Origin of the sequence: Streptomyces bauhiniae, assembly GCF_004784475.1 — a bacterium.
Classification (GTDB): Bacteria; Actinomycetota; Actinomycetes; order Streptomycetales; family Streptomycetaceae; genus Streptomyces; species Streptomyces seoulensis.
On the sequence record NZ_SRRT01000001.1, the window covers coordinates 1 to 22,719 of the forward strand.

Sequence of the window (22,719 nt, forward strand, 5' to 3'; positions counted from 1 at the left end):
CTTGAGAGGGTAAGGCTCCCAGTAGACGACTGGGTTGATAGGCCAGATATGGAAGCCTGGTAACGGGTGGAGTTGACTGGTACTAATAGGCCGAGGGCTTGTCCTCAGTTGCTCGCGTCCACTGTGTTGGTTCTGAAACCACGAACAGCAGTCATGTGCCACACATGGCTCGGCTGAAACAGTTTCATAGTGTTTCGGTGGTCATAGCGTGAGGGAAACGCCCGGTTACATTCCGAACCCGGAAGCTAAGCCTCACAGCGCCGATGGTACTGCAGGGGGGACCCTGTGGGAGAGTAGGACGCCGCCGAACTAATTTTAAGGGAAACCCCCGCACCATACGGTGCGGGGGTTTTCTGCGTTCAGGGTCAATTAGAGTCGGGGATATGCGCTACGACCTCATCCTCTTCGACAATGACGGCGTCCTGGTGGACAGCGAACCCATCTCCAATCGCCATCTCGCCGCCTATCTGACCGAGCTGGGGCACCCGACCACGTACGACGAGTCCCTCCGGGACTACATGGGCGCCGCCATGCACCGCGTGCACGACACCGTGCTGGAGCGGACCGGGGAGAAGCTGCCCGGGGACTTCGACGACGTCTTCCACGCGAGGGTGTTCGCGGCCTTCGAGCAGGAGCTGCGGCCCGTGGCCGGCGTCGAAGGGGTGCTGGAGAAGCTGACCGCCGACGGAGTGCCGTACTGCGTGGCCTCTTCCGGGAGCCATGAGCGGATTCGGGTCGGGCACCGGGTGACCGGGCTGGACCGGTGGTTCGACGACGACCGTATCTTCAGCTCGCAGGACGTCGGCCGGGGCAAGCCCGCTCCCGATCTGTTCCTGTACGCGGCCGAGCGGATGGGAGTCGCCCCCGAGCGGTGTCTCGTCGTGGAGGACTCCCCGCTGGGCGTACAGGCGGCCGTCGCGGCCGGCATGGACGTGTACGGGTTCACCGCGATGACCCCGCCGGAGAAGCTCGCGGGGGCCACTCAACTCTTCTCCAGCATGGGCGAGTTGGCTGACCTGCTGGTGTGACCGTGGCCATCGGGCGGGCCTGACGGATGTCATGCCGACCTCTGGACGTTCGTTTCTGTCGGCGGCGCCCCCTCGGCCGCGAAGCTGAGGGCATGACGAAGAACACGGGGAACCAGGGCCAGGACAAGGAGCGCCAGGACCAGCACCGCCCGCCGAGCGCGCTGGAGAACTTCAAGCCGCTCCTCATCGACGTGGCGCTGCCGCTCGGCTCGTACTACGTCTTCAAGGAAGCCCTCGGGATGAGCACCTTCGCTGCTGTCGCCTGGAGCAGTGTCGGGCCAGCGCTGCGGACCGTGTGGAGCCTGGTGCGGAAGCGGTCGGCCAACGGGCTCGCGCTGCTCATCCTGACCGTGAACGTGGTCGGGCTGGCGCTCAGCTTCGTCTCCGGGGACCCGCGGCTGATGCTCGCCAAGGACGGGGCGGTCAGCAGCACGGTCGCCCTCGGCATCCTGGTCTCCGTGGCGCTCGGGCGGCCGATGATGACCGAGGGGATGAAGCCGTTTCTGGTGAAGGGGGACCCCGCCAAGGAGGGGGCCTGGCAGCGGCTCACGTCCGGGGCCGCGCACGGGTCTACTGACTTCCGGCGTAAGGAGCGGGCGTTCTCCCTCGTGTGGGGGGTGGCGTTGCTTCTCGAGTGCGTGGCGCGTGTGGTGGGCGCGTACACCATTCCCGTGGACACCATGGTGTGGCTCGGTGGGGTGCTGATGGCCGTGGTGATGGTGGTGACCTTCGTGGTCAGCGGCGCGGTCGCGGTCGTCCCGATGGAGTGCCTGCTGAGCGAGGAGGCCGCCGCGAAACACAGCGACCCCGCAGAGCCCACCGAGCAGGCCCAGCTCGCCACCGCGGCCTGACTCGTCCCGAAGCCGACCCCGTACCAACCGAAGATGAACACAACTCATCTTTGGCCGGATCTGTTCAGCGCACCGCCCGGGGCCCTACGCTCGCCGCCATGACTGACGTGCTGCGGCGGGGCAGGGCCTCGCTGGCGTTCGGTTTCTTCGTGCAGGGCGTCGCGTTCGCCCTGCTGGTGACGCGCATCCCGGCCATGCAGGACCGGTACGGGGTGTCCGACGGGCTGCTGCCGGTGTTCCTGGCGGCCGTGCCGATCCTGGCCGGGGTCGGGAGCGTGACGACCGAGCGGCTGGTGCGCCGGATACGGCCCAGCCGGCTGCTGCGGTGGTCCCAGCCGGTGGTGCTGCTGGCGCTGCTCGGTGTCGGTGCCGGGGATCAGGTGGCCGAACTGGCCGTGGTGCTGGGGGTGTTCGGGCTGTCCGTGGGGATGCTGGACGCCTCCATGAACATGCTCGGGGTGAGCCTCCAGCGGGCGTACGGTCGCAGCATCATGCTCAGTTTCCACGCGGCGTACAGCCTGGGCGGCATCCTCGGGGCGTCGCTCGCCTGGGTGGGCGCGCACGAGGAGTTGACGCTGTGGATGTCGTATCTCCCGGTCGTGGTGGTGCTGTTGCCGGCCGTGCTGGTGGGGAGCCGGTGGTACGTCGACGGCGAGGTGGAGCGGGAAGAAGCGGGCGAGACCAAGGGCGTCGCCTTCCGGCTGCTGTTGCCGCTGTGTCTGGTGATGACGTTCGCGTACATCGGGGACTCGACGGTCTCCAACTGGAGCGCGAAGTACGTCAAGGACGTGCTGGGCGGGTCGGAGCAGTTGGCGACCGTTCCCTACAACGTGTACATGGTGACCACGCTGGTGGGGCGGGCCGTCGGGGATCTCGGGGTGCGGCGGTTCGGGGCCGTGGCGGTGGTGCGGCTGGGGGCGCTGGTGGCGGCCGGCGGGTTCGTGGTGGTGGCGGTGGCGCCCGGGGCCTGGGTGGGGATGCTCGGGTTCACCCTGCTGGGGATCGGGCTGTGCGTGCTGGTGCCGCAGACGTTCGCTGCGGCGGGCAGATTGTTCCCCGGGGCGTCGGACGCGGCGGTGGCGCGGCTCAACATCTTCAACTACGTCGGTTTCCTGGTCGGTTCGCCGTTGGTGGGGGCGCTCGGGGAGACGTGGAGCTACCGGGGCGCGATGCTCGTACCGATGGCACTCGTGCTGGTGACGACGGTGTACGCCCGGTCGTTCGCGTCCGGGGGCGACCGATACGGTGGCGGGCATGAGCGGCCGCGCACAGTTGATGTGGGACGAGGCAGTAACGGGCTATGACTTCGGCCCGGACCATCCGATGGCTCCGGTGCGGCTGGAGCTGACCCGGAAGCTGGTGGCGGCCCTCGGCCTGGACCGGGAGCTGGAGATCGTCGCGGCCAAGCCGGCCGGGGAGTCGACGCTGCGGCTGGTGCACCGGGAGGACTACATCGATGCGGTGCGGACCGCGTCGGCGGACCCGCGCGCGGCGGACGGGTCGTACGGGCTCGGGACGGTGGACGATCCGGCGTTCGTCGGGATGCACGAGGTGTCCGCGCTGATCGCGGGGCAGTCGGTGGCGGCGGCCGAGGCGGTGTGGCGGGGGGACGCGGACCATGCGGTGAACTTCGCGGGCGGGCTGCATCACGCGATGCCGGGCGGGGCGTCCGGGTTCTGTGTGTACAACGACGCGGCGCTGGCCATCGCCCGGCTGCTGGAGCTGGGCGTGGAGCGGGTCGCCTATGTGGACGTGGACGTGCATCACGGGGACGGGGTGCAGGCGGCGTTCTGGGAGGACCCCCGGGTGCTGACGGTCTCGCTGCACGAGCATCCCCGCACCCTGTTCCCGGCGACCGGGTGGCCGCAGGAGACGGGCGCCGGTGCGGGGGAGGGGTCGGCGGTGAACGTGGCGCTGCCCGCCGGGACCGGGGACGCCGGGTGGCTGCGGGCGTTCCACGCGGTGGTGCCGGAGCTGCTGGCGGAGTTCCGGCCGCAGGTGCTGGTGTCGCAGCACGGGGCGGACACGCACTTCGAGGACCCGCTCGCGCATCTCGCGGTCTCGCTGGACGCGCAGCGGGCGGTGCAGGTGGCCTGCCATGAGCTGGCGCACACCCACGCGGACGGCAAGTGGCTGGCGCTGGGCGGCGGCGGGTACGCGGTGGTCGACGTGGTGCCGCGATCGTGGACGCATCTGGTGGGCATCGCGGCCGGGCGGGAGATCGCGCCGGAGACGGTGATCCCCGAGGGCTGGCGGCAGGAAGTGTACGCGCGGACCCGGCAGTTGGGGCCGCAGCGGATGACGGACGGCCGCTGGCCGGTGAGTTGGGCGTCCTGGGAGTCGGGGTACGACCCGGCCGACCGGCTCGACCAGGCGGTACTGGCCACCCGGCGCGCGGCGTTCCCGCTGCGGGGGCTGCTGGCCTGAGCGGGGCGGGGCGTGGCGAGTAATCGTTACGCCAACCGTGCGGTCTTTGCCCGTTCCGCCTCCGGCCGCCCGCCCGATGGGCCACGATCGCACCCGTGTTGGACACCGGTGCCCTGCGCGCGCACCTGCTCGCCGCCCATCTCGCCGGGGAGGTCGCGACCACGCGGGAGGACAGTCTCCGCAACTACCGGCTGTTCGCTGCGCGCGACCCCCGCGCGCTGATCGGGATCGATCCCGAACGGTCCTGGGGGCAGCGGGAACTGCTCGGTCTGATGGCGGAGCGGTGCGGGGTCTCGGCCGATCCGCTGCATACTTCGGGCCGGGACGTGATCGACCCGGAGCGGACGCTGGCCGCGCTGGACGCCTTCGCGCTGGCGATCGCCGGCGCGGCCCGGCGGGGGGTGCCGGTGCTGTTCGGCACCGGGCACCCGCGGCAGCTCCTGGGGTTCTACGCCGCCCTCGCGGACGCGGTGTCGGCGGCGGGATGTGAGATTCTCACCCCCGCGCAGGGTCGCTGTGTCGACATATTGACCCGGTTCGGTCTACGCACGCACCACCTCGACTACGTACGAGGGGTTGCCCTGGTGCGGGAACCGGCGAGCGGGCGCCGGGGTGGTGAGCCGGGTGCGCACAGCCATTCCCCGCTCCCGGTTCGGCTCGCGCTGGCGGCCGCGGCGGAGTCCGGCGGGCCCCTGCCCGGACTGGTCGTCGGAGATCACGGATGGGTCTGCGGCGCAGGTCAGTTGGGGTTCGAGGCGATCGGCCTGGCCGACTCCGACGACCCCGCGCCGTTCGTCGGGGAGGCGGAGGGAACGGTGTCCGTGGTCGTTCCGCTTGACGACGCCGTACGGTCTGGTCACTACCGCCCGCTCACCCGCTACGTACTCAAACGAGCGTGTCTGTCACAGTAGGCCGCCGATGGGGACACCTCTTCCCCATTCGCATCACCCGCCCCTAGTCTGGGGAGTGAGCACGCAACGACGAAGAGTCACCGGAAGGGGAAGCCGGTGGCCGTCGAGTGCGGAAGGTTCAGGTGTGTCATGGCTGGTGCAGGCGAGAGGCCGTTGAACGAGGTCCAGTTCCTCACCGTGGCGGAGGTCGCCTCGGTGATGCGAGTGTCGAAGATGACCGTGTACCGCTTGGTGCACAGTGGTCATCTGCCCGCGATCCGGGTGGGGCGGTCCTTCCGCGTCCCCGAGCAAGCGGTTCACGAGTACCTCCGGGAGAGCTACGTGGGGGTGGAAACGGCCTGACGGCGGTCCGGTAGATCCCGGAGCAAGCCCTCGATTACGACCACGGCGCTCGGGCGGGTAGGCTGACCCCTCGTAGGTCGTATGGGCCCATGGCGCCCAGCAACCGAGTCATGAGAAGTGAGCGAGGGTAGTCGTGGGCTCTGTTATCAAGAAGCGGCGTAAGCGGATGGCCAAGAAGAAGCACCGCAAGCTGCTCAAGCGCACGCGCGTTCAGCGCCGCAACAAGAAGTAAGCGGCACCGCGCGACGACGCGTTCCGTGTGGCCCCCCGTCCGACAAGGGCGGGGGGCCACCGGCATGTCCGGGTCACCCTCTGGTGACATCGACCCGATAGGTTGGCCGCACACGGGGAACGCGGACGTGGACGCGGAAGAGAGGCGCTGGTCTTGGGAAAGGTCGTGCTCGTCACCGGAGCCGCCCGGCAGCTCGGCGGCCGGTTCGTACGGCGCGTCCAGCGGGACCCGGAGGTCGACCGGGTGATCGCCCTGGACGCCGTACCGCCCGCGCACGACCTCGGCGGGGCGGAGTTCATCCAGGCCGACATCCGGCAGCCGACCGTCGCCCGCGTGCTCGCGGAGACCGGCGCCGACACGGTCGTCCACATGGACGTGACCGGCACCGCGCTCGGCGGCGGCAGCCGGGCCACGGTCAAGGAGACCAATGTCATCGGCACCATGCAACTGCTCGGGGCGTGCCAGAAGTCGCCCTCGGTCAAGCGGCTGGTGGTGAAGTCCAGCACCAACGTGTACGGCTCCGCCCCGCGCGACCCGGCCGTGTTCACCGAGACCACCCCCGCCAAGTCGCTGCCCAGCGGCGGCTTCGCCAAGGACGCCGTCGAGGTCGAGGGGTACGTACGCGGGTTCGCCCGGCGCCGCCCCGATGTCGCGGTGTGCGTGCTGCGGTTCGCCAACATCCTCGGCCCCACCCCGGACACCCCGCTCGCCTCCTACTTCGCGCTGCCCGTGCTGCCGACGGTGCTGGGCTACGACCCCCGGCTGCAGTTCGTGCACGAGGACGACGTGATCGAGGTGCTGCGGATCGCCTCGCACGAGCCGCGCCGGGGCACCCTCAACAGCGGCACCTTCAACATCGCCGGTGACGGGGTGCTGCTGCTCTCGCAAGTCTCGCGCCGGCTCGGCCGGCCCACTGTGCCGCTGTTGTTGCCCGCGGTCACCTGGGCCGGGTCGCTGGTGCGTACGCTCGGTATGACGGACTTCTCACCCGAGCAGATCCGGCTGCTCACCCACGGCCGGGTGGTCGACACCGGCCAGATGCGCGACACCCTCGGGTTCGTGCCCACGTACACGACGGCGGAGACGTTCGCGGACTTCGCGCGCGGACAGGGTCCCGGGCTGCTGCCGCCCGGGACGCTCGCGGAGGCCGTCGACCGGGTCGCCGTGCTGACCGCCGGGAGCGGCGCCCGTGTCCCGCAGCCCGGCGCCAACTGAGGAGAGCGGCAACGATGGCGGACGCCAAGGTCATTCCGTTCGACGACGACCGGTCCCGCGGGGGCGCGGGGCAGCGGCCGCAGCGCCGCCGGAGCACGGGCGGCAGGACCGGCGCGGTCCAGCCGCTGCCCACCAGAGGCGGCGCGCACGACGAGGAGCCCCCGGCCGAGGAGCGCGCCGAGGAGGCGGCCGACGCCCTGGAGCAGCGCGTCGCGCGCGGCCTCGCCTTCCTGCGCCGCCGGCTCACCGGCGACTACGAGGTCGACGACTTCGGGTACGACGAGGAGCTGACCGACCAGGTCCTGATGTCCCTGCTGCGCCCGGTGTACGAGAAGTACTTCCGGGTCGAGGTGAAGGGCATCGAGAACATCCCGGCCGAGGGCGGGGCGCTGATCGTCGCCAACCACTCCGGGACGCTGCCGCTGGACGGGCTGATGATGCAGGTCGCCGTGCACGACCGGCATCCGGCCGGCCGGCATCTGCGGCTGCTCGCGGCCGACCTGGTGTTCGTGCTGCCGGTCGTCAACGAGCTGGCCCGCAAGCTCGGTCACACCCTCGCCTGCGCCGAGGACGCCGAACGGCTGCTGGGCCAGGGCGAGCTGGTCGGAGTGATGCCGGAGGGGTTCAAGGGGATCGGCAAGCCGTTCGGGGAGCGGTACAAGCTCCAGCGGTTCGGGCGGGGCGGGTTCGTGTCCACCGCCCTGCGGCAGGGGGTGCCGATCATCCCGTGCTCGATCGTCGGCGCCGAGGAGATCTACCCGATGATCGGCAACGCCAAGACGCTGGCGCGGCTGCTGGGTTTCCCGTACTTCCCGCTGACGCCGACCTTCCCCTGGCTCGGGCCGCTCGGGGCGATCCCGCTGCCGACGAAGTGGACCATCCAGTTCGGGGAGCCGATTCCCACGGACGGGTATCCGCCGGAGGCGGCCGAGGACCCGATGCTGATGTTCAACCTCACCGACCAGGTGCGTGAGCAGATCCAGCACACGCTGTACAAGCTGCTGGTGCAGCGGCGTTCGGTGTTCTTCTGAGTTCCCGCCGAGCGATGAAGAACGGGGCGCCCCCGCTCGGATGGGGGCGCCCCGCTCTCGTACGCGCTACGGACTACGCGGGCTACTCGGCGTCCTTGCTGTCGATGCCCAGGCCGGGCAGGAGGCCCGGCAGGAGCGGCGGCAGGGTGACGTCCGGCTTGCCCGACGGGCTGGACGACTTGCCCTCGGACGGCGAACCGCCCTCGGAGCCACCGGTCTTCGGCGGGTCCAGCAGACCACCGGTGTTGCCGCCCAGCAGGCCGTCGCCGCTGTCGCCGGTGGCGGAGCCGCTCGGGGTGCCGGGGCTGCTGTCCCGGTCCTTGCCCGCCGACGGGGTGCCACCGGTGCTCGGGGAGCCGGACCGGTGGCCACTCGCGGAGCCGGACGGGGCCACGCCGGGACGCTCGCCGCTGTCACCGTCGTCGCCCTTGGTGGCGGGCGGCTTGGGGAGCAGCGACTCCAGCGGGGCGACCTCTTCGTCTATGGCGTCGAAGACCGAGGAGACCTCGTCCTTCACATCGCCGAGCTGCAGCGGGAGCCGGTCGCTCAGCGTGCTCCACACCTCGCGGTGCGAGCGGGAGAAGGAGGAGAGGGCCTGGATCGGGCCGAGGGAGTCGGGGTCCGCCTCATAGGCCGCGTGCAGCAGGCGGTGGCCCTCGGTGACGTCGTTGCGCATGCCGGAGAGGGTGCGGCGGATCTCGCCGATGGACTCGTGGTCCAACTGGCCGCTCCGGTCGCGCTCCATCAGCCTGCGGGCCTCGTTCAGCCGGGTGGAGGCGTGGTCCAGGTACGCCTGGCCGCGCTCCCCGTCGCCCTGGCTGAGGTAGTTGAGCTGGAAGTCCTCGATGCCGCGCTTCAGTCCGTACAGCGAATCGCCGGGCAGGGCCTCGGAGCTGGCGGCGGCCACTCCGCCGAAGGCACCGGCGGCCACGCCCACGCTGAGGCCGCCCGCGGTGAGCCCCTTGGCCAGCCGGGACCTCGGGCGCAGCTTGCTCAGCGGGCTCGCCCGGTGCGCGCCCCGGCCGGGAGAACGCTGCTCGGGCACCGACGCCGGAGCCGCTCCGCCCAGGGTGCCCTCCTGGAGCATGGCCTCCATCGCGGCCACCAACTGGGCCCGCTGGACGACCTTGACCTCCGGGTCGAGCTGGGGCCTGGGCAGCTCACCGAGACCTTCCGCCAGGGCCAGCAGCTCGCCCTGTCCGGATCTGTCCTCGGTGGGCGGTGATTCCGCCCGGTGTGCGTGCTCGGCCGCCGTGTCCCGGTCGGACTGCTCCTCCAGGGCCTGGGCGAAGGCGTTCGCCCGCCGGTGCGCCGATACGTTCGCAATCACTGGCGGCACCTCCTCTCGTCATGACGGTCGACTCACAGGGAGCCTGTATCCCGCACAACGAGCGGCTCGGCACTTGGGTTACGCACGAGAGGCCGCCGGATCGCAGAACCAACTCACTTTCACCAAGCGTGAGTTGGGTGTCGCTCTGCGTCGCGGGCGGGCGGTCTCAGCGGGCGTCTTCCGGGAGGAGCCGGGCGAGCGTGCGCACGGCCCGGTACTGGAGGGTCTTGATCGCGCCCTCGTTCTTGCCCATCACCCGCGCGGTCTCGGCGACCGACAGGCCCTGGAGGAAGCGGAGTGTCACGCACTCCTGCTGCTGGGGGTTGAGCCGGCGCACCGCGTCCAGCAGCGCGGCGTTGGACAGCGACTCCAGTACGGAGTCCTCGGGGGAGCGCGCGACCTCGTTGGCGTCGAGCATCTCGCCGGTGGTGACCTCCAGCCGGAAGCGGCTGGACTTGAAGTGGTCGGCGACCAGGTTGCGGGCGATCGTCACCAGCCAGGCGCCGAAGTCACGGCCCTGCCAGGTGAAGGTGCCGATCCGGCGCAGGGCGCGCAGAAAGGTCTCGCTCGTCAGGTCCTCGGCCGTGGCCTTGCCGCCGACGCGGTAGTAGATGTACCGGTACACGGTGTCGCTGTACTGGTCGTAGAGGCGGCCGAACGCGTCCGCCTCACCTGCCTGGGCGCGTTCGACCAGGTCCATCATGCGGGCGCTGTCACTGTCCGCGGCCGGCCGGCGGGCGGCGGGCGCGCCCGTGGAGCGGGCTCGTCTGCCGACGGCCGCGCCGCGTTCGGCCAGCGCGTAGCACGGACCGAGGGGCGCGGCGCCGGCGCCGGCGAAGGCGGGGACGGTGTGCGCGGTGGGGACGAGGCCGCGCAGCGTGTCTTTGACCGTTGCGACAGTTGCGCGCAGCGTAGCCAGGCCCGAGGCGTCAACCCCGACGTGTGGGTACACGGGACTCCCAGAGGCAGAGCTTCCATCACGTGCAGTACGGGACCTTTCACCCGTCGTAGCGACGGAGGGGTACCGGTTTGCGTCTGAGGAGAATAACGCTTCGTGTAGACCCTGCTACACCCAGTTGCTCAAATCGTCGATTAGGTCGCCTGTGTTAGCGATTGACGACTCTTCAGGTTGCTGAATCTGATCGCTTGTTGATCGGAACTGGGCTGATTTCTGTGAAAGCTGAGGCGTGTTCGAAGGCCGGATGCATAATTCGGGCGCGCGGGCGCCGGGGAGTCCCGTGAGTCCCGGCCGGCTCAGCGGCGGCGGCGGCTCAGAGCGATCGCCGCGGCCGTGCCGCCCGCCACCGCGCCGACCCCGGCGGCCGCCGGGATGCCGACCTTGGCGGCCTTGCGGCCGGTGCGGTAGTCCCGCAGCCGCCAGTCCTTGTCGCGGGCGTGCCGGCGCAGCTTGGTGTCCGGGTTGATCGCGTAGGGGTGGCCGACCAGGGAGAGCATCGGGATGTCGTTGTGGCTGTCGCTGTACGCGGCGCAGCGGGAGAGGTCCAGCCCCTCGGCGGCGGCCAGCGCCCGTACCGCCTCCGCCTTGGCCGGGCCGTGCAGCGGCTCGCCGACCAGGCGGCCGGTGTAGACGCCGTCGACGGACTCCGCGACCGTGCCGAGCGCGCCGGTGAGGCCGAGGCGGCGGGCGATGACCTGGGCGATCTCCACCGGGGCCGCCGTCACCAGCCAGACCTTCTGTCCCGCGTCCAGGTGGGCCTGGGCGAGGGCGCGGGTGCCGGGCCAGATGCGGTCGGCCATGTACTCGTCGTAGATCTCCTCGCCGATCGTCTCCAGCTCGGCCACGCGGTGGCCCTTGACGATGGAGAGGGCCGAGTCGCGGGCCTCCTGCATGTGCTCGGGGTCCTCGACCCCGGCCAGCCGGAACCACGCCTGCTGCCAGGCGAAGCGGGCGAGTTCGCGGGTCTCGAAGAACTTCCGCTTGTACAGACCGCGCCCGAAGTGGAACAGCGCGGCGCCCTGCATCACGGTGTTGTCGAGGTCGAAGAAGGCGGCAGCGCGAAGGTCGCCGAGCACGGGGAACTCCGGTTCCCGCTCGGCGCCCGCGGGTTCCGGGTGTTCCCGCGAGGACTTGCGGGCGGCCTCCGCGGAAGCCTCGCCTGCCAACACGCTCCGCGCCGTGGCGGAGCGCCTACGGGGGGTGAGCCATCCAAGAGCGGCCATGGCGTGAGCATAGCCAGTCCGTATCGCGGTTCCGGAGCCGAGAGGTTCGGAGTCTGTGAACTCCGGGCATACGTATCGCTCCGGACGCGGGCCGGGGCGGGGGCGCGGGGCGGGACAATGACCCGTATGAGTCCCCTCTTCCGGCGCAAGGCCGCCCCCCAGGAGCGGCTGGTCACCCTGATCCGCAAGCCCGGCTGTCATCTGTGCGACGACGCGCAGGCCGTGATCGAGAAGGTCTGCGGCGAACTCGGCGTGCCCTGGGAGGGGCGGGACATCACCGAGGACCGCGCGCTGCACGACCAGTACTGGGAGCAGATCCCGGTCGTCCTGGTCGACGGCGAGCAGCACACCTTCTGGCGGGTGGACGAGGGACGGCTGCGGCGCGCGCTGACGGCGTGACGGACGGCGCCGGAGGGGCCTCGGGGGCGCGAAACGCGGCGAGTGTGTAGTTTTGCCCCCAGGTAGGGCCCCGCAACGGGCATGCGTGACCCCGGTCACGTTGGCCGGGCAAATCGGACACCATCTTTGTGCACACGTTCACAAAGACATAGCCTTCTTGTCGACGGGGCGGTCCGGGGAAGCATGACCGCTCGCAGCCCCGCTCTACCCGCAGGAGCACCGTGGCAACTGGCCGAACTCACCGACCGGCGACCCGCAGCCGAGGGATTCCCGAGGCCACCGTCGCCCGGCTTCCGCTGTACCTCCGTGCGCTGACGGCCCTGTCGGAGCGCTCGGTCCCCACGGTCTCCTCCGAGGAACTGGCTGCGGCGGCGGGCGTCAACTCCGCCAAGCTCCGCAAGGACTTCTCCTACCTGGGCTCCTACGGCACCCGCGGTGTCGGGTACGACGTGGAGTACCTCGTCTACCAGATCTCCCGCGAGCTGGGCCTGACCCAGGACTGGCCCGTCGTCATCGTCGGTATCGGAAACCTGGGCGCGGCCCTCGCCAACTACGGCGGCTTCGCCTCGCGCGGTTTCCGGGTCGCGGCGCTGATAGACGCCGATCCCGCGCTGGCCGGCAAGCCGGTCGCGGGCATCCCGGTGCGGCACACCGACGAACTCGAGAAGATCATCGAGGACAACGGCGTCTCCATCGGCGTCATCGCCACCCCCGCCGGTGCCGCCCAGCAGGTCTGCGACCGGCTGGTGGCCGCCGGGGTGACCTCCATCCTGAATTTCGCGCCGACCGTGCTGACCGTCCCGGACGGTGTCGACGTGCGCAAGGTCGACCTCTCCATCGAGCTGCAGATCCTCGCCTTCCACGAGCAGCGCAAGGCCGGCGAGGAGACCGCGTCCGGCGACGGCGCCGTACCCGCCAAGCGCGCGAGCGCCGACGGCCAGGGACCCGACGGGGATGTGCCCGCCGTGATGCCGGCATGAGCCTTCTCGTCGTAGGGCTGAGCCACCGCAGTGCGCCGGTCAGCGTGCTGGAGCGGGCCGCGCTGAACGCGGACGCCCAGGTCAAGCTGCTCCAGGACACGGTCGCCGCCGACCCGGCCACCGAGGCCGCGGTGCTCGCCACCTGCAACCGCATCGAGCTGTACGCCGACGTCGACAAGTTCCACGCCGGTGTCGCCGAGCTGTCCACGCTGCTCGCCCAGCACAGCGGGGTGGGCCTGGAGGAGCTGACGCCGTTCCTCTACGTCCACTACGAGGACCGGGCCGTCCACCACCTGTTCTCGGTGGCCTGCGGGCTGGACTCCATGGTCGTCGGCGAGGGCCAGATCCTCGGCCAGATCAAGGACGCCCTCGCCCGCGCCCAGGACCTGCACACCGCCGGACGGCTGCTGAACGACCTCTTCCAGCAGGCCCTGCGGGTCGGCAAGCGGGCCCACTCCGAGACCGGCATCGACCGCGCCGGGCAGTCCCTGGTCACCTTCGGCCTGGAGCAGCTCGCCGCGGGCACCGACGTGCCGGGCTGGGCGCGGGGCCGTACCGCGCTGGTCATCGGCGCCGGGTCGATGTCGTCGCTGGCCGCCGCCACGCTGGCGCGGGCCGGGGTCGGCGAGATCGTCGTCGCCAACCGCACCTTCGAGCGCGCCGAGCGGCTCGCGCAGATCCTCGCCGACGCCGAGGGCGCCATCGCCCGCGCGGTCCGGATGGACGCGGTGGCGGCGGAACTTACACGTGCCGACGTGGTCGTCTCCTGTACCGGCGCGACCGGTCTGGTGCTGACGGCGGACGCCGTCGCCGAGGCGGTCGCGGGCCGTACCGGACAGCCGGCGGCCGACATGGGCGCCGAGGCTCCGGCCGGGACCACCGCGCTGCCGCCGACCGGTGTCGGCACCGACGAGAACTGCCCGCTGGACCTGGCCTCCGTCCAGGGCACGCCCGGCTTCTCCGTGCACGGCGAGGCCGCCGTCGCCGGGATGGACGCGGCCACCCTGGAACAGCACGCCGCCTGGGTCGGCGAGGGCACCTCCCTGCTGGAGCAGGGCCGCGAGCCGGGCGCGGGCGGACGCTTCACCCCCGAGGCCGACGCCGGGCTGATCGCCGCGCTCGCCGAGGCCGTCGCCACCGCGGGCCGCGTCCCCGAGTACCGCAGGCCCGAACCGGTCGCCGAGATCCCGCGCCCGGCCCCGGCCGTCTTCCTCCTCGACCTCGCCATGCCCCGCGACATCGACGCGGCCGTGCACCGGCTGGCCGGGGTGCGCCTGGTGGACATCGAGTCGCTGGCCGAGGCGTCCGCCGACGCCCCGATGGCGTCCGACGTGGACCAGGTACGGCGTATCGTCTCCGACGAGGTCGCGGCGTTCGGCGCGGCACAGCGGGCGGCGCACATCACGCCCACCGTGGTCGCGCTGCGCACCATGGCCGCCGATGTCGTCGCCGCCGAGATCGCGCGGCTCGACGGACGCCTGCCCGGCCTGGACGACCGGCTGCGCGGCGAGATCCGGCAGACCGTGCACCGCGTGGTGGACAAGCTGCTGCACGCGCCGACCGTACGGGTCAAGCAGCTCGCGGCCGAGCCCGGAGGCACCGGGTACGCGGACGCGCTGCGCACCCTGTTCGACCTCGACCCGGAGACGGTCGCCGCCGTCTCGCGGGCCGTGGACAACACAGACGAGAAGGACCGACCGGCATGACTGACAAGGCACTGCGACTGGGGACGAGGCGGAGCAAGCTCGCCATGGCCCAGTCCGGGCAGGTGGCGGACGCCGTGAGCCGGGTGACCGGCCGGCCCGTCGAGCTGGTCGAGATCACCACGTACGGCGACGTCTCCCGGGAGGCGCTGGCGCAGATCGGCGGCACCGGGGTGTTCGTCACGGCGCTGCGGGACGCGCTGGTGCGCGGCGAGGTGGACTTCGCGGTTCATTCGCTCAAGGACCTGCCGACCACGCAGCCCGCAGAACTCGCGCTGGCCGCCGTGCCGGTGCGGGAGGACCCGCGGGACGTGATCGTGGCCCGCGACGCGCTGAAGTTCACCGACCTGCCGCGCGGCGCGCGCATCGGCACCGGTTCGCCGCGCCGCATGGCCCAGCTCAACGCGTACGCGCGGACCCACGGCCTGGACATCGAGACGGTGGCGATCCGCGGCAACGTGGACACCCGCATCGGGTACGTCCACGAGGGACGGCTGGACGCCGTCGTGCTCGCGGCCGCCGGACTCAACCGGATCGGCCGGATCGACGAGGTGACCGACTTCCTGTCGGTCGACACGGTCCTGCCCGCCCCCGGCCAGGGGGCCCTGGCGATCGAGTGCGCGGCATCCGACGCGGACCTCGTCGCGGCCCTCGGCGAACTCGACGACCCGCACACGCGGGCCGCCGTCACCGCCGAGCGGTCACTGCTCGCCGCGCTGGAGGCCGGCTGCAGCGCCCCTGTGGGTGCGCTGGCCGACCTCTTCACCGACGGGCCTGTAATCAAGGAAATGCGCCTGCGCGGCGTCGTCGGCACGACCGACGGCTCGCGGATGGTGCAGCAGTCCACCACCGGTTCCGTGCCCCTGACGCACGACGGGGCGATGGCACTCGGGCGCGAACTCGCCACCGAGATGCTCGCCCAGGGCGCGGCCGGTCTGATGGGGGAGCGAGCACATTGAGCCCCACCGCCTTTCCCGCCGGTCCCGAGCACGGGCACGTCACCTTCCTGGGTGCCGGACCCGGAGATCCGGGACTGCTGACTCTGCGCGCCGTGGAGGCGCTGTCCCACGCGGACGTCCTGGTCGCCGAGCACGAGGTGCTCGACGTGATCCGGACGCACGCCCGGCAGGGCGTCTCGGTCGTGCCGACGGAGGCGGCTTCCTCCCCGGACGCGCTCCCGGGCGCACCGCAGCTCACGGTCGTTGACGGTGCGTCAACTCCCGCTGTGGCCCCGGCCGCTGCCCAGGATGCGGCTCATCTTGTCATGGAGGCCGCACGGGGCGGCAGGCGGGTGGTCCGTGCGGTCGCCGGTGATCCGGGACTGGACACCGACGCCGCCGAGGAGATGCTCGCCTGCGCCGCCGCCGGGGTGCCCTTCGAGGTGGTCCCGGGTGTCGCCGCCGCGACCGGCGTGCCCGCGTACGCCGGTGTCCCGCTGCGCGACGCGCACGGCGCCGACGTGCGGTTCGTGGACGCGCGTACCGCCTCCGGCCGGTGCTGGACGGAGGTGGGTGCCTCGGACGGCACGGTGGTCGTCTCCACCTCGCTGGACTCCGTCGCGGCCGCCGCCGCCGAGCTGGTGTCGGCGGGCCGCAAGCCGGACATCCCGCTCACCGTCACGGTCGCCGGTACGACGACCCGCCAGCGCACCTGGACGGCGACGCTGGGCACGATCGCGCAGACGCTGAAGCAGGCCAAGGTGCTGCCGTCCCCGGACGGCGGCCGCCCGGTCATAGCCGTGGTCGGCGAGCGGTCCGCCGCCGCCCGCCGCGACCAGCTCTCCTGGTTCGAGTCCAAGCCGCTGTTCGGCTGGAAGGTCCTCGTCCCGCGCACCAAGGAGCAGGCCGCCTCGCTCTCCGACCAGCTCCGCTCCTACGGCGCGGTGCCGCACGAGGTCCCGACCATCGCCGTCGAGCCGCCGCGCACCCCGCAGCAGATGGAGCGCGCGGTCAAGGGCCTGGTCACCGGCCGCTACGAGTGGATCGCGTTCACCTCGGTCAACGCGGTCAAGGCGGTCCGCGAGAAGTTCGAGGAGTACGGGCTCGACGCGCGTGCCTTCGCGGGCATCAAGGTGGCCGCGGTGGGCGAGCAGACCGCCGACGCGCTGATCGCCTTCGGTGTGAAGCCGGACCTGGTGCCGAGCGGTGAGCAGTCCGCCGCGGGCCTGCTGGAGGACTGGCCGCCCTACGACCCGGTCTTCGACCCGATCGACCGCGTCTTCCTGCCGCGCGCCGACATCGCCACCGAGACCCTGGTGGCCGGGCTGATCGAGCTGGGCTGGGAGGTGGACGACGTCACCGCGTACCGCACGGTCCGCGCGTCGCCGCCGCCGCAGGAGACCCGCGAGGCGATCAAGGGCGGCGGTTTCGACGCCGTGCTCTTCACCTCGTCCTCCACGGTCCGCAACCTGGTCGGCATCGCGGGCAAGCCGCACAACGTGACGGTCATCGCCTGCATCGGCCCCGCGACCGCCAAGACGGCCGAGGAGCACGGTCTCCGCGTGGACGTCATGGCCCCGGAGCCCTCCGTCCTCAAGCTGGCCGAGGCCCTGGCCGCGTTCGGCACGAAGCGCCGCACGGCCGCGCTGGAGGCGGGCGACCCGGTGACCCGGCCCAGCGAGCGCCGGCCGGGGGCGCGCAGGCGTCGTACGACGACCTGAGGTTCCTGAGGTGTGTGAGCGGGGCGTCCCTTCACGGGGGCGCCCCGCTCCGCTTTTCCCGGTGCTCCCGCCCGACTGCGCGTCGGTAAAGGCACGGGAGGAGCGGGCGTAGCGTAGAAGGCATGTCGAAGTACGGTTCCTTTCCCGGTGCGCGGCCGCGGCGGCTGCGGACCTCGCCCGTCATGCGTCGGATGGTCGCGGAGACGCGGCTGCATCCGGCCGACTTCATCCTTCCGGCGTTCGTCCGGGAGGGCGTGAGCGAGCCGGTGCCGATCGGGGCGATGCCCGGTGTCGTGCAGCACACCCGCGACAGCCTGAAGAAGGCCGCGCTGGAGGCCGCCGAGGCGGGCGTCTCCGGGATCATGCTCTTCGGGGTGCCGGAGGAGTCGAAGAAGGACGGGCTCGGCACGCCGGGCACCGACCCCGACGGCATCCTCCAGGTCGCCCTGCGCGACGTGCGTGCCGAGGTCGGCGACGACCTGCTGGTCATGGCCGACCTGTGCCTGGACGAGTTCACCGACCACGGCCACTGCGGGGTGCTGGACGCCGAGGGCCGCGTCGACAACGACGCCACCCTGGAGCGGTACGCCGAGATGGCGCAGGTCCAGGCCGACGCGGGCGCCCATGTGGTGGGCCCGAGCGGCATGATGGACGGCCAGATCGGCGTCGTCCGGGACGCGCTGGACCAGATCGGCCGGGAGGACGTCGCGGTCCTCGCGTACACCGCGAAGTACGCCTCCGCCTTCTTCGGGCCCTTCCGCGAGGCCGTCGGCTCGTCCCTGCAGGGCGACCGCAAGACCTACCAGCAGGACCCGGCCAACCTACGCGAGTCGCTGCGCGAGCTGGAGCTGGACCTCGCCGAGGGCGCGGACATGGTCATGGTCAAGCCGGCCGGGCCCTACCTGGACATCCTGGCGCGGGTCTCCGACGCGGTGGACGTGCCGGTCGCCGCGTACCAGGTCTCGGGCGAGTACTCGATGATCGAGGCCGCCGCCGAAAAGGGCTGGATCGACCGCGACCGGGCCATCCTGGAGTCCCTGACGGGGATCAAGCGGGCGGGGGCGCGGAACATCCTCACCTACTGGGCGACCGAGGTGGCGCAGAAGCTGCGGTAGACGGCCCGCGCGGGAACGACAGGGCCCCGGCCCCCCTCGAGGAGGGGTGGCCGGGGCCCTGTCGCGTGTCAGCCGAGGGCCTTCACCGTCCGCCAGTCGCTGGACAGCACGACCTTCACCGGGGCGCCGGTGTTGGTCCGGGTCGGGTTGTAGAGCCGCATCTGGCCGTCCGCGGTGTAGCGGACCCACAGGTCGGGGACGCCGTCCTTGTTGACATCGCGGGCCGTCCTTCTGGAGCCGTAAGCGCCTGGCCTCGATCGAGACCACGACGCAGCGCCTCACCAACACCACCGACCGCCAGTTGGTGGACAAGTACACCCTCGGGCAGAAGTTCCCGGTCCTGAAGACCGGCGTGAACACCGCGCTGTGGCTGGAGTCGGTGCAGCGCACCGGCTACGGCCGGGACGGCGGCAGTGTCGACCTCAACCCGGTGCGGTTCGAGTCCAACGCGGAGGAGATGCCGAACCGGGTCACCTGGACCGGCGACCCGCGCCCCAGCTTCGCCCGGCTGCGCGTCGGCCGCGTCATCAACGAGTACGGCGGCGAGACCGTCGTCTCCTACAGCAAGCCCACCGGGGACTGCGCCACTTCCGGCGGCCGTCCCGGGAAGTCCGACACCGCGGCGCTGAAGTCCAACAGCCGCCTGTGCTACCCCTCGTTCTGGAACCCCGACCCCGAGGTCGAGGACATCGAGTGGTTCAACAAGTACGTGGTGGACTCCATCGAGGAACTCCCCAACGTAGACGGGGCGTTCGCCACCAAGACCGCAGCCGGTGCCCACCCGGGCCACCCGCTACGAGTACGGTCTCGACTGGTCGAAGGTGATCAACCCGCAGGGGACCTCCTCCTACCGGCTCTTCACCGACGCGCTCGGCCGCGCCTCGCGGGTCGACACGTTCAACTCGGACGCGCCCGACGGCTACACGTCGATGACGTACGCGTACAACGCCGCCGGACAACTGGAGAGTGCGACCAACTCCCTCGACAAGACGCACCCGTGGACCTGGACGTACGACCACCGCGGCCGGACGAAGACGGCCACCGACCCGGACGCCGGTACGACGAGGACGTCGTACGCGACCAGTTGGGGCCTGGACCAGTCCTATACGTACGACTTCAAGTACAACGACACCGGCATGCTGGAGGACTCCACGCTGCCGAAGATCGGAGCGCTCGCCGCCGAGAAGCTCGTCGTCCGCTACAACAAGGACGGCAAGCAGCTCTCCCTCTCCGGCAAGGACTGGTACGGGGCCGAGACGGTCTACGACTCCTTCGGCCAGGTCCAGCGGTCCACCCTCGGTGCCCAGCCGTACCGGGTGTGGACGCAGAACTCCTACGACGACTCCAGCGGTGAGCTGAAGCAACAGTCGGTCTACCGCGAGGGCACGGCCGACCAGACCGTCGTTCCCGGAAACCTCGTCTCCGACCGGTTTGGACCTCCAAGGACCAGAACACCTGCACCGGTCCGAAGAACACTGACGGCTCGCTCAACGTGACCGCGGGCACGGACAAGACCGGTTACTGGCAGGAGTACGAGTACGACCTGCTCGGCAACCGCACCAAGCTGACCGAGAAGGACCTCACCGGCGCCACCGCCAAGGACGCCGTCACCACCTACGCCTACGGCAAGGCCGACGGCTCCCAGCCGCACACGCTCACCAAGGTGTCGAAGACCTACACCACGCCGCAGGGCGCGCAGGTCAAGGCCGAGGCCGAGCGTCTGTACGAGCTGACCGGCGAGACCAAGTCGATCACCTCCCTGCAGAACGGAGACAAGCAGCAGCTCTCCTGGACGTACGACGGCCAGGTCGACCGGATCACCGGTCAGGGCACGGGCGGCGAGACCCCGTACATGGGTCTGGCGGACAAGTGCCTGGACATGCAGGGCGGTTACCCGATCGCGTCGGTGCAGGTCCAGCTGTACTCCTGCAACAGCTCACCGGCCCAGAGCTGGCGGTTCACCCCCACCCTGGGGACGGCCCAGACCGACCCCGACCGGGGCTCGCTGGTCGTCGACGAAACCTGGTGCGCGCAGCCTGCCGCGAGTACGTCGGGCTCCGCCGTCCAGGTCCAGAAGTGCAACGGTTCGGCCGCGCAGGAGCTGCGGCGCAACTCCTCCGGCCAGCTGATCCACATCGCCTCGGGGCTGTGCCTGACGGTCAAGGACGCCAGCTCGGCGAACTCGACCCCGATCGTGCTGGCCGCCTGCGCCGCCGGCAAGTCCGAGCAGGTCTGGTCGGCGCAGAACGACACCCGTCACATCTACGGTCCCGACGGCTCACGGCTGCTGACCATCAAGGGCAAGCAGGCCACGCTCTACCTGGGCGAGGCCGAGGTCACCGTCGCGCGCGGCGGTGTGCTGATCCACACCCAGCGCACCTACTCGGTGCCCGGCGGCGCGGTCATGCGCTACGCCAACGGCACCGGCTCCGAGACCCTGGTCGCCCTCGCCGGTGACCATCAGGGCAGTACGTACGCCGAGATATCGCTGAGCAGCACGATGGCGGTGCGGATACGGAAGCAGGACCCGTTCGGCAACCAGCGCGGCGCGGACTCGATCGGCGCGAGGGTCCAGTCCCACTCCGGGTTCCTGGGCGCCACCCGTGACGACTCCTCCGGCTTCCAGCCGCTGGGTGCCCGTCTGTACGACCCGGTGGTCGGACGCTTCCTGTCCGCCGACCCGGTGCTCGACCTGAACGACGTGCTGCAGTCCAACGGGTACGTCTACGCCAACAACAACCCGGTGACGATGTCCGACCCGACGGGTCTGGCCATCTCGCTGAGCGCTTCCGAGCGGGCCGCGGCACTGGCCGGCGCGGGTCTCTCGGCGGCGCAGGTCGCCCAGGCGCAGTCGATGATGGGCAAGTCCCTGAGCTCGGTGATCCTCGCCGTGGCCTGGGAGACGCTGAAGGACTTCATCGGCATCAACGACGCGCTCGCCTGCTTCGGCGGCGACATGTGGTCCTGCGGCAGCCTCATCATCGGGGCGATCCCGTGGGGCAAGCTGGGGAAGATCCCGGCGGTCATGAAGGCCGTCAACCGCACCATCAAGGCGATCGAGTCCTTCAAGGTCGCCAAGAAGGCGGCCGAGATCGTCCTCAAGGCGGCGAAGGCCGCCGAGGCGGCGGCCCTACGGGCCAAGAAGGCGGCGATCGAGCGAGCGAAGAAACTCGCGATCCAACGCGCCAAGAAACGCGCGGCGGAGGCAGCGAAGAGAACCACCGACGCTGCGGTCGCCGCCACGAAGAAGACCGGCAACTCCGTCCAGAAACACGCCCAGGCGGAGGCGGCCCCCCATGTGTCGTCCCACAGCTCGCACAGCGGCGGCGGGGGCGGTGGCGGCGGCGGGGGCAAGCCGGGCGGCCAGTCCGGTGCCTCCTCGCACAGCGACGGCGGCTCCAGCGGCAGCGGTGGGTCCGGCAAGGCCGAGGAGGGCGGGACGTGCAACAGCTTCGTCCCCGGTACCAAGGTCCTGATGGCCGACGGCACCGCCAAGCCGATCGAGAAGGTCAAGGCCGGCGACAAGGTCGTCGCGACCGACCCGGAGACCGGTAAGACCCGGATCGAGACGGTCACCGCCGAGATCAAGGGCCACGGCCTGAAGCACCTCGTCAAGGTCACCGTCGACACCGACGGCGAGCGGGGCACCAAGACGGCCCAGCTCACCGCGACCGACGGCCACCCCTTCTGGGTCCCGGCCCTGCACGCCTGGACCAAGGCCACGGACCTGCACGCGGGCGAATGGCTGCGGACGAGCGCGGGGACGTACGTCCAGATCACCGCGATCGAGCGCTGGACGACGCTCTCAGCGACCGTCCACAACCTCACCGTCGGTGACGCCCACACGTACTATGTGGTGGCGGGTGCCAGTGCGGTACTTGTCCACAACTGCGGTGGCAGCGAAGCCGGTGCGCAGCAACTGGCAGATCGTGCGGAGCAGCTTCAGTCGGAGGCGGGCTGGAGTGGCACCACTGCGGTCGTGCGGGTTCGCAACCTCGAAGATCCCAACCGAGTAGAGACCTGGGTGGCGAGCAACAAGACGTATCTGCCCACGGGTTGGAAGAAGAACCAGTCGATTCAGCCGGGCGAGATCTTCGTTCAGATCGCGGGGCATGCGGAACAGTCCATCCTGGAGGCCCTGGACGGGAAATGGGACATCATCGAGGGTGGTACATCAACCGGAGTCTGTTGGGGCATATGCACGCCACTGCTGCAGCAGCAAGGTGCCACCATCGGGGGCCCCGACTACAGGAGCAGTAAGAACAATTCGTCGAAGAGGTTGTTTTGGAAGCCGTAGACATTTCACACGACACCC

Annotated in this window: 18 protein-coding genes, 2 rRNA genes and 2 pseudogenes; 19 read left to right on the forward strand and 3 right to left on the reverse strand. The window is 70.8% G+C overall.

Annotated elements, in window-relative coordinates:
* The 11 genes from E5083_RS00005 to E5083_RS00055 form a co-directional block, all read left to right on the forward strand.
* Positions 1 to 106 (forward strand): 23S ribosomal RNA (locus E5083_RS00005); the annotation flags it as partial.
* Between the two features lie 87 nt (positions 107 to 193).
* Positions 194 to 310 (forward strand): 5S ribosomal RNA (gene rrf, locus E5083_RS00010).
* Between the two features lie 73 nt (positions 311 to 383).
* Positions 384 to 1,028 (forward strand): HAD family hydrolase, encoded by a 645-nt coding sequence (locus tag E5083_RS00015; protein WP_135783555.1) that lies wholly within the window; start codon positions 384 to 386, stop codon positions 1,026 to 1,028.
* 92 nt (positions 1,029 to 1,120) lie between these two features.
* Positions 1,121 to 1,879, forward strand: a complete 759-nt coding sequence (locus E5083_RS00020) for a VC0807 family protein (protein ID WP_135783556.1) — start codon at positions 1,121 to 1,123, stop codon at positions 1,877 to 1,879.
* Positions 1,795 to 3,183 carry an MFS transporter gene (locus E5083_RS00025; protein WP_279632426.1) on the forward strand — a complete coding sequence of 463 codons (1,389 nt, stop codon included), beginning with the start codon at positions 1,795 to 1,797 and terminating at the stop codon, positions 3,181 to 3,183. The genes E5083_RS00020 and E5083_RS00025 overlap by 85 nt, the downstream gene beginning before the upstream one ends.
* Complete coding sequence (locus E5083_RS00030; protein WP_135783558.1) at positions 3,134 to 4,306, forward strand: acetoin utilization protein AcuC; 1,173 nt, start codon at positions 3,134 to 3,136, stop codon at positions 4,304 to 4,306. The genes E5083_RS00025 and E5083_RS00030 overlap by 50 nt, the downstream gene beginning before the upstream one ends.
* Before the next feature lie 95 nt (positions 4,307 to 4,401).
* Positions 4,402 to 5,217: a phosphatase gene (locus tag E5083_RS00035; RefSeq protein ID WP_135783559.1), complete on the forward strand. Its 816-nt coding sequence runs from the start codon at positions 4,402 to 4,404 to the stop codon at positions 5,215 to 5,217.
* A 129-nt stretch (positions 5,218 to 5,346) separates the two neighbouring features.
* Positions 5,347 to 5,559, forward strand: a complete 213-nt coding sequence (locus E5083_RS00040) for a helix-turn-helix domain-containing protein (RefSeq protein ID WP_051781202.1) — start codon at positions 5,347 to 5,349, stop codon at positions 5,557 to 5,559.
* Positions 5,560 to 5,692: 133 nt separating this feature from the next.
* Positions 5,693 to 5,791, forward strand: coding sequence for a 30S ribosomal protein bS22 (locus E5083_RS00045; protein ID WP_003948845.1), 99 nt, complete (start codon positions 5,693 to 5,695; stop codon positions 5,789 to 5,791).
* Positions 5,792 to 5,944: 153 nt separating this feature from the next.
* Complete coding sequence (locus E5083_RS00050; RefSeq protein ID WP_135783560.1) at positions 5,945 to 7,006, forward strand: NAD-dependent epimerase/dehydratase family protein; 1,062 nt, start codon at positions 5,945 to 5,947, stop codon at positions 7,004 to 7,006.
* Positions 7,007 to 7,020: 14 nt separating this feature from the next.
* Positions 7,021 to 8,037 (forward strand): lysophospholipid acyltransferase family protein, encoded by a 1,017-nt coding sequence (locus E5083_RS00055; protein WP_135783561.1) that lies wholly within the window; start codon positions 7,021 to 7,023, stop codon positions 8,035 to 8,037.
* A gap of 82 nt (positions 8,038 to 8,119) precedes the next feature.
* On the opposite strand, the gene E5083_RS00060 is transcribed toward E5083_RS00055, so the two are convergent.
* The 3 genes from E5083_RS00060 to E5083_RS00070 all read right to left on the reverse strand — a co-directional run bounded on the left by E5083_RS00060 (position 8,120) and on the right by E5083_RS00070 (position 11,548).
* On the reverse strand, positions 8,120 to 9,367 hold the full coding sequence (locus tag E5083_RS00060) for a DUF5667 domain-containing protein (protein WP_135783562.1): 1,248 nt from the start codon (positions 9,365 to 9,367) through the stop codon (positions 8,120 to 8,122).
* A 166-nt stretch (positions 9,368 to 9,533) separates the two neighbouring features.
* Positions 9,534 to 10,319, reverse strand: coding sequence for an ECF subfamily RNA polymerase sigma factor, BldN family (locus tag E5083_RS00065; protein ID WP_130331175.1), 786 nt, complete (start codon positions 10,317 to 10,319; stop codon positions 9,534 to 9,536).
* A gap of 302 nt (positions 10,320 to 10,621) precedes the next feature.
* Positions 10,622 to 11,548, reverse strand: coding sequence for an HAD family hydrolase (locus E5083_RS00070; RefSeq protein ID WP_135783563.1), 927 nt, complete (start codon positions 11,546 to 11,548; stop codon positions 10,622 to 10,624).
* Positions 11,549 to 11,665: 117 nt separating this feature from the next.
* On the opposite strand from E5083_RS00070, the gene E5083_RS00075 reads away from it, so the two are divergent.
* The 8 genes and pseudogenes from E5083_RS00075 to E5083_RS00110 form a co-directional block, all read left to right on the forward strand.
* Positions 11,666 to 11,947, forward strand: a complete 282-nt coding sequence (locus E5083_RS00075) for a glutaredoxin family protein (protein WP_244317338.1) — start codon at positions 11,666 to 11,668, stop codon at positions 11,945 to 11,947.
* Positions 11,948 to 12,168: 221 nt separating this feature from the next.
* Positions 12,169 to 12,927, forward strand: a complete 759-nt coding sequence (locus tag E5083_RS00080) for a redox-sensing transcriptional repressor Rex (protein ID WP_135783565.1) — start codon at positions 12,169 to 12,171, stop codon at positions 12,925 to 12,927.
* Positions 12,924 to 14,633, forward strand: a complete 1,710-nt coding sequence (locus E5083_RS00085) for a glutamyl-tRNA reductase (RefSeq protein ID WP_135783566.1) — start codon at positions 12,924 to 12,926, stop codon at positions 14,631 to 14,633. Before E5083_RS00080 ends, E5083_RS00085 begins: the two co-directional genes overlap by 4 nt.
* Positions 14,630 to 15,589: a hydroxymethylbilane synthase gene (gene hemC, locus E5083_RS00090; protein ID WP_135783567.1), complete on the forward strand. Its 960-nt coding sequence runs from the start codon at positions 14,630 to 14,632 to the stop codon at positions 15,587 to 15,589. Before E5083_RS00085 ends, hemC begins: the two co-directional genes overlap by 4 nt.
* Positions 15,586 to 17,289: a bifunctional uroporphyrinogen-III C-methyltransferase/uroporphyrinogen-III synthase gene (locus E5083_RS00095; RefSeq protein WP_135783568.1), complete on the forward strand. Its 1,704-nt coding sequence runs from the start codon at positions 15,586 to 15,588 to the stop codon at positions 17,287 to 17,289. The genes hemC and E5083_RS00095 overlap by 4 nt, the downstream gene beginning before the upstream one ends.
* A 122-nt stretch (positions 17,290 to 17,411) precedes the next feature.
* A complete protein-coding gene (gene hemB / locus E5083_RS00100; RefSeq protein ID WP_135783569.1) occupies positions 17,412 to 18,404 on the forward strand; it encodes a porphobilinogen synthase in 993 nt (330 codons plus the stop codon).
* A gap of 220 nt (positions 18,405 to 18,624) precedes the next feature.
* A pseudogene (locus E5083_RS32180) lies at positions 18,625 to 19,173 on the forward strand (hypothetical protein); the annotation flags it as partial.
* Positions 19,172 to 22,701, forward strand: a pseudogene (locus E5083_RS00110) (ricin-type beta-trefoil lectin domain protein); the annotation flags it as partial. The pseudogenes E5083_RS32180 and E5083_RS00110, both read left to right, overlap by 2 nt.
* Positions 22,702 to 22,719 lie beyond the last annotated feature (18 nt).